The organism is Bacillus sp. GMa5/1 (assembly GCF_050172015.1).
Lineage (GTDB): Bacteria > Bacillota > Bacilli > Bacillales > Bacillaceae_G > Bacillus_A > Bacillus_A cereus.
This window is the reverse complement of record NZ_JBNLYC010000177.1, coordinates 1-7,583: the sequence shown is the minus strand read 5'-3', so window position 1 is coordinate 7,583 and position 7,583 is coordinate 1. Positions and strand designations below refer to the sequence as shown.

Sequence of the window (7,583 nt, the reverse complement as noted above, 5' to 3'; positions counted from 1 at the left end):
AACTTGGAGATTATTCTTTCAATTCTACTTTTTAACAAGTGAGGGTACAGGAAGTGCAATTAGGGGAGGCAACACAACATGAAGAAAAAGATACCGTTATTACTTGCATCAACTTTAACTGCAAGTATGTTGCTTAGCGCGTGTAGCTACCAAAAAGATGACGCAAAAGCAAAAGGGAAAGAGAACGCTACGAGTAGTAGTAACGGAAAACAGATTCTTAATTTAACAGAGTTATCTGAAATTCCGTCAATGGATGCATCATTAGCATCTGATTCTTCATCTTCTACAGCATTAAATAATACGATGGAAGGTTTATATCGTATTGGCAAAGATCAAAAGAGAATGCCTGGAGTTGCAGAAGATGTCGAAAAGCTAGATGATGGGAAGAAATACATATTTAAATTAAGAAAAGATGCGAAATGGTCGAATGGGGAACCTGTAACAGCTAAAGACTTTGTGTATTCATGGAAAAGAGCAGTAAATCCAGATACAAAAGCAACGTATTCATACATTATGTTCGATATTAAAAATGCAGAGAAAATTCATAAAAAAGAATTACCTGCTGACCAATTAGGTGTAAAAGCGATTGATGATTATACATTAGAAGTAGAATTAGACAATCCCGTTCCTTACTTTATCGATTTAACAGTTTATCCAGTATTTTACCCACTAAATGAAAACTTTGTAAAAGCACAAGGTGATAAATTTGGTTTAGAGGCAAATACAACATTATATAACGGTCCATTCGTTATGAGTGATTGGAAACATGAACAAAGTTTCCAATTCAAGAAGAATCCTTCATATTGGGATAATAAAACGGTTAAAATCGAAGAAATCAACTTTAATATTGTAAAAAATACAGCAACTGATGTAAATTTATATGAGACAAACGCGATTGATCGGGCGGCTTTAACGTCTGAATTTGTTGATAAGTTTAGAAAAAGCCCAGAGTTCCAAACAAGAAAAGAGGCAGGGGTTGCTTACTTAAGATTTAATCAAAGTAATCAGTACTTAAGTAATAAAAACTTAAGAAAAGCAATTTCAATGTCCTTTGACCGTGATAACATTGCAAAAGTTATTTTAAATAACGGCGCAATTGGAGCTTACGGATTTGTTGGAAAAGATTTCGCTGAAGGTCCAAATAAAAAAGATTTCCGAGCTGAAAATGGAAAGCTAGTTGAAACAAATCCAAAAGAAGCAAAAAAGCTTTGGGAAACAGCGAAGAAAGAGCTTGGAACTGATAAAATCGAACTAGAATTCTTAAACTTTGATAATGAAGATGCTAAAAAAGTTGGGGAATTCTTAAAAGGTGAGATGGAAAAGAACTTACCAGGTTTATCAATTAAAATTAAACAGCAACCATTCGCACAAAAAAATAAATTAGAAGATTCTCAGCAATATGATATTGCGTTTGGTATTTGGGGACCAGATTTCCCAGATCCAATCTCATATTTAGATATGTTTGTTACGAATGGTTCTCAAAATAAAACAGGGTATTCTAATCAGAAATATGATGAGTTAATCCTAAAAGCTAAAACAGATACAAAAGATTTACAAGCTCGCTGGGACAACCTTCTAGAAGTAGAGAAGATGTTAATTAAAGAGGATGCAGTTATCACTCCAATCTTCCAAAAAGGTTCAGCGTATGTAGTAAAAGGTGCCGTAAAAGATATTATCCCAATTAACTATGGTGGTAAATTAACTTACAAATGGGCATCTGTTGAACAAAAATAATCTTTTTTTTCCATCGTTTACAAGGGTATATGCCTATGATGGGCATATGCTCTTATTTTAAAAAAATAAAAGTAAGAATATTTTAAACTATCTTATTGCTTTTGAGAAAAACGGGGAGGTGCTTGACTATGGGACGTTATGTATTAAAACGTTTCGTGTACATGGCTTTGACATTATTTTTAATTACTACAATGACTTTCTTTTTGATGAAATTACTTCCGGGTTCTCCGCTTAAAAACCAGGAGAAGCTATCACCGGCACAGAAAGAAATCATTCTTGAAAAATACGGATTGAATGATCCTGTACCAGTTCAATACGCACGTTACTTAGGTAACTTAGCAAAAGGTGATTTAGGGGTATCATTCCAATATGATAACCGCCCAGTAACAGACATGATTGTGGATCGTATTGGACCATCAGCCCAATTAGGTTTACAAGCGATTATATTAGGAACATTTATCGGTTTAATTTTAGGTATTGTTGCCGCACTTCGTAATAATACGTGGGTAGATTATAGTGCAACAGTTATTTCGGTACTCGGAATGTCGGTACCATCATTCGTATTCGCCGCATTACTGCAATATTTCGTAGGGGTAAAACTAGGCTGGTTCCCAGTAGCATTCTGGAAAGGACCAGAGTTTACTGTAATGCCTACAATTGCATTATCGATGGGAGTTATCGCGACAATCGCACGTTTCTCTCGTGCAGAATTAATTGAAGTTATGCAAGCCGATTACATTTTAACAGCGAAAGCGAAAGGAATTAGCCAAGGCGTTATCATTGTCAAACATGCACTTCGTAATGCGTTAATTCCAGTTGTAACAATTTTAGGACCAATGGTTGCGGCATTAATTACAGGAACACTTGTTATCGAGCAAATTTATGCTGTACCAGGACTTGGGGAACAATTCGTTAAATCGATTACTTTAAATGACTATACAGTTATTATGGGAACTACGATTTTCTATAGTGCGATCTTCATTTTAGTTATTTTCATTGTCGATATTTTATACGGAATTATTGATCCTCGTATTCGTTTAGCGGGAGGGAAAAAATGATGAAAGATGTACAAAAATTATCTCCAGATTTATTTCAACAAGCCAATCAAAATAATGTTGATAATGAAGTCATTGCCCGTCCAAGCTTAACGTTTTGGCAAGATGTAAGAAGACGTTTATTCCAACATAAAGGTGCGATGCTTGGCCTTGTATTGTTAGTTATCATTGCGCTATTAGCGATTTTTGGACCGATGGTAAGTAAACACTCGTATAAAGAGCAAGATTTAGGTCGTGCGAAATTACCACCAAAAATTCCAGTTATTGAAAATGTTCATTGGTTACCATTTGACGGTACAGATCAATATGGTGTTGACCAATATGAAAAACGTGATATTAAAGAGTACTTCTGGTTTGGTACAGATGACCTTGGCCGTGACTTATGGACAAGAACATGGGAAGGTACACGCGTATCATTATATATCGCTCTTTTAGCGGCAGCAATTGACTTAGTAATTGGGGTTGCATACGGAGGTATTTCAGCATTCTACGGCGGTAGAGTAGATAACATTATGCAACGTATTATGGAGATTATTAACGGTATTCCATACTTAATCATCGTTATTTTAATGGTAATCATTATGGGATCTGGTATTTGGTCAATTACACTTGCGATGGCGATTACAGGTTGGATAGGGATGTCGCGTATTGTTCGTGGACAAATCTTAAAGTTAAAAAACCAAGAATATGTATTAGCATCTCGTACATTAGGTGCAACAAATACACAATTAATTGTGAAACATTTAATTCCAAACGTAATGGGACCTATTATCGTAATGACGATGTTTACAATTCCATCAGCGGTGTTTGGTGAAGCGTTCTTAAGTTTCATCGGTTTAGGAATTCAGCCACCATTTGCGTCACTAGGTTCTCTTGTAAATGATGGTTATAAATCTATTCAAACGTATCCGCATATGATGTTCATCCCTGCGGTTGTCATCAGTATATTAATTTTAGCGTTTAACTTAATGGCAGACGGATTACGCGACGCGTTAGATCCAAAAATGCGTAAGTAAAAGAGGGGAGAGGCAAAGATGAAAACATTGTTAGAGGTAAAAGATTTACAAGTCTCCTTTGATACACATGCAGGTGAAGTACAAGCTGTACGCGGCGTTACTTTTGATTTGAAAAAAGGAGAAACATTGGCGATTGTAGGAGAATCTGGTTCAGGGAAATCAGTTACTTCTAAAGCGTTAATGGGATTAATTCCGAATCCTCCTGGACGCATTAAAAATGGTGAAATCGTATTTGAAGGTCGTGACTTAACAAAATTAACAGAAAAAGAAATGCAGCAAGTACGCGGTAAAGATATTGCGATGATTTTCCAAGATCCAATGACATCATTAAACCCAACGATGACAATTGGAAATCAAATTATGGAAGGTCTAATTAAACACCAAGGGATGAGTAAAGCAGATGCACGTAAAGTTGCTTTAGAGTTAATTGACCTTGTAGGTATTCCAAATCCAGAAGCTCGTTTAAAACAATATCCTCACCAATTCTCAGGTGGTATGAGACAGCGTGTAGTTATTGCGATGGCGTTAGCTTGTAACCCGAAGTTATTAATTGCCGATGAGCCGACAACAGCGCTAGACGTTACGATTCAGGCGCAAATTTTAGAACTTATGAAAGACATTCAGCAAAAAACAGAAGCAGCAATCATTTTCATTACGCATGACTTAGGTGTAGTAGCAAACGTTGCGGACCGAGTGGCAGTTATGTACGCTGGTAAAGTTGTTGAAATTGGAACTGTAGATGAAATTTTCTACAATCCGAAACATCCATATACTTGGGGTTTAATCGCATCTATGCCAAGTTTAGATGGTTCAGAAGAAGAGTTATATGCAATCCCTGGAACGCCTCCAGATTTATTGAAGCCGCCAAAGGGAGATGCTTTTGCACCACGTAACCCACAGGCACTGAAAATTGATTTTGAAATGGACCCACCTTTATTTAAAGTAAGTGATACGCACTATGCGGCAACTTGGTTACTTCACGAGCAAGCTCCAGAAGTAAAACCGCCGGCAGTCGTTGAAAAACGCATTCTTCAAATGAAAGCAGGTGAACAACATGACTAAACAACGTGAGAAATTAATTGAAGTAAAAAATGTAAAGCAGCACTTCGACGTGAGTGGTGGTGTTGTCAAAGCGGTTAATGATATTTCATTTGATATTTACCGCGGAGAAACATTTGGTCTTGTAGGAGAATCAGGTTGTGGTAAATCGACAACTGGAAGAACGATTATTCGTTTATATGATGCAACTGCTGGTGAAGTGTTATTCGATGGTGAAAATGTACATGGTAAAAAATCACGCGCAGAGCTGAAGAAATTCAACCGTAAAATGCAAATGATTTTCCAAGATCCATATGCATCATTAAACCCTCGTATGACAGTAGGGGATATTATTGCAGAAGGTATCGATATTCACGGACTAGCGAAAAGTAAAAAAGAGCGCATGGACCGTGTTCATGAACTATTAAACACAGTTGGTTTAAATAAAGAGCACGCAAACCGTTTCCCACACGAATTCTCAGGTGGACAACGTCAGCGTATCGGTATCGCTCGAGCGCTTGCTGTAGACCCAGAATTTATCATTGCCGATGAGCCGATCTCAGCACTTGACGTATCGATTCAGGCGCAAGTTGTAAACTTACTGAAAAAGCTACAAAAAGAAAAAGGTTTAACATACTTATTCATCGCCCATGATTTATCAATGGTAAAATACATTAGTGACCGTATTGGTGTAATGTATCGTGGCCAAATCGTTGAGTTAACAACAAGTGATGAATTATATGCGAATCCAATTCATCCATATACGAAATCACTATTATCAGCGATTCCACTTCCAGATCCAGATTATGAGCGCAATCGTAAACGTATCGTATATGATCCATCACAGCATAATTATGGTAGTGAAGCACCAACAATGCGTGAAATTCGCCCAGGACATTTCGTACTATGTTCGGAAGCGGAGTACAAGAAATATAAAGAGATTTATCAATAAGAAAAAGAGCCATTCTTCTGTTATGGAAGGATGGCTCTTTTTCTACTATATAAAAGAATTGTATACATTTGTCGGTCAGTCGATATATTTAAAGAATCGCCGATATAAATCTCATGTATCATTAGTGATATCCATATGCAAAATTACTGAACTTGAACAGAAACATTCTCCTCTTGTTCTTCAGGTTTAACAAGCGCATAACGCTCCCATGCTCTACTTTTCCAGCGGAAGAACATAATAATGGCACGTGTCCATTCGTCGATGGCGATTGCTAGCCAAATACCAACGAGCCCCATATCTAAATGAAAGGCGAAAAAGTAACCTAGTGGTAAACTCATTAACACCATAGAGAATGCACCGATTAAAACAGGATATTTTGCATCACCAGCTGCACGAAGCGAATTAATGATGACGATGTTCATCGTACGTCCCGTTTCAAGTAGTACACTTAGTAAAAGAACACTTGCGCCTAACCCGATAATGTGCGGATTATCTGTAAACAGTCCCATTAATTGTGTACGGAATGTAATAACGAGAGCGACCATACATAAAGTTACACCAATTGCCCATTTTACACTTTTCCACAAGCGTTCGTATGCTTCATCTTTTTCGCCACCACCAACGAGGCGGCCAATAATAATGGCTGTTCCCATACCAATTGCAATTGCAAATAAATAAGTGAACATGGAAATGTTAGTAGCGTATTGTCTAGCAGCTAATGATTCCGTTCCTAAGTACGTTGCGTAATAAAGGAAGACGATTTGACAAGCTTGATACATCACTTGTTCAAATGCAGATGGAATGCCAATTTTTAAAATTTTCCCAATGTATTCTTTGGATAAAGTGAAGTAATATTGTAATTTCACACGATATTCCATAACGCGGTATAGTAACCAGAAGAAAACAATAAGTGCGATCAATCGACTGATAGCGGAAGAAATTGCAGCCCCTTGTACACCGAGCTCAGGGAAACCAAATTTCCCGAAAATGAGTACGTAGTTTCCAGCGATATGAATCATATTCATTCCGAGTGAAATAAACATCGCTTGCTTTGTAAAACCGTGTACACGGATAATTGCGGCTAATGAGTTAATAATAGCTTGTAGGAAGATGGCTCCTCCGACGATAGATAAGTAGTTTTGCGCATACGTTAGTACATCGCCTTGTAAGTTCATTGCGAGCATCATATGTTTCGAAAATAAAAGAAAACCAGCGCTTATAACGAGCCCAACTATTAAATTTAATGTGACGGCTAATGCTGATATTTTAGATGCTTCCATAAAGCGTTTGGAACCGAGGTATTGAGATACAACGATAGCAGCGCCGTTCCCGATGACTTCTAATACCAAAATCGCAATATGAAGATATTGATTCGCTGCACCAACCCCAGATACAGCATCGTCTGATAATGCACTTAACATGAAAGTATCAGCGATCCCCATTAACATAAAAAGAAAAACTTCTAGAAAAATAGGCCATGTTAATAAGAATAAACTTAATTTCTCAGTAGGCCCGTTTTTTGCCTGAATTGCTGCCATGTCCGTCCCCTCTTTACCGATATCTATTTTTAGCAAAATGTATCGTAACATACTTTCTTAACCTTTGCACTCATTTTAGCCTACATATTTTTATTATGAAGAGAGTGCTATTTTATGATAAAAACAAAAGGATAATTATACATAAAATATTATGAGATATAAAATTCGTTTTTCTCTGATAATTTAGAAAAGTATAAAAAATATTATTTTTAACACTTTAGTATGAATAATCAGCAATATGAAACGTTTA

Annotated in this window: 6 protein-coding genes; 5 read left to right on the top strand and 1 reads right to left on the bottom strand. The window is 36.8% G+C overall.

Annotation, left to right across the window (positions count from 1 at the left end; all coding sequences use genetic code 11):
- Nucleotides 1–78 precede the first annotated feature (78 nt).
- From ACQGSG_RS24325 to ACQGSG_RS24305, 5 genes are all read left to right on the top strand, one after another.
- Nucleotides 79–1,734 carry a peptide ABC transporter substrate-binding protein gene (locus ACQGSG_RS24325; RefSeq protein WP_000727217.1) on the top strand — a complete coding sequence of 552 codons (1,656 nt, stop codon included), beginning with the start codon at nt 79–81 and terminating at the stop codon, nt 1,732–1,734.
- A gap of 128 nt (nt 1,735–1,862) precedes the next feature.
- On the top strand, nt 1,863–2,792 hold the full coding sequence (gene opp3b / locus ACQGSG_RS24320) for an oligopeptide ABC transporter permease (protein ID WP_000534172.1): 930 nt from the start codon (nt 1,863–1,865) through the stop codon (nt 2,790–2,792).
- Complete coding sequence (gene opp3C / locus ACQGSG_RS24315; RefSeq protein ID WP_000974106.1) at nt 2,789–3,805, top strand: oligopeptide ABC transporter permease; 1,017 nt, start codon at nt 2,789–2,791, stop codon at nt 3,803–3,805. Before opp3b ends, opp3C begins: the two co-directional genes overlap by 4 nt.
- A gap of 18 nt (nt 3,806–3,823) precedes the next feature.
- Nucleotides 3,824–4,867, top strand: coding sequence for an ABC transporter ATP-binding protein (locus ACQGSG_RS24310; protein ID WP_000854346.1), 1,044 nt, complete (start codon nt 3,824–3,826; stop codon nt 4,865–4,867).
- A complete protein-coding gene (locus tag ACQGSG_RS24305) occupies nt 4,860–5,795 on the top strand; it encodes an ABC transporter ATP-binding protein (protein WP_000166348.1) in 936 nt (311 codons plus the stop codon). The genes ACQGSG_RS24310 and ACQGSG_RS24305 overlap by 8 nt, the downstream gene beginning before the upstream one ends.
- Nucleotides 5,796–5,938: 143 nt before the next feature.
- On the opposite strand, the gene ACQGSG_RS24300 is transcribed toward ACQGSG_RS24305, so the two are convergent.
- Nucleotides 5,939–7,384: an MATE family efflux transporter gene (locus tag ACQGSG_RS24300; RefSeq protein WP_009327244.1), complete on the bottom strand. Its 1,446-nt coding sequence runs from the start codon at nt 7,382–7,384 to the stop codon at nt 5,939–5,941.
- Nucleotides 7,385–7,583: the final 199 nt, after the last annotated feature.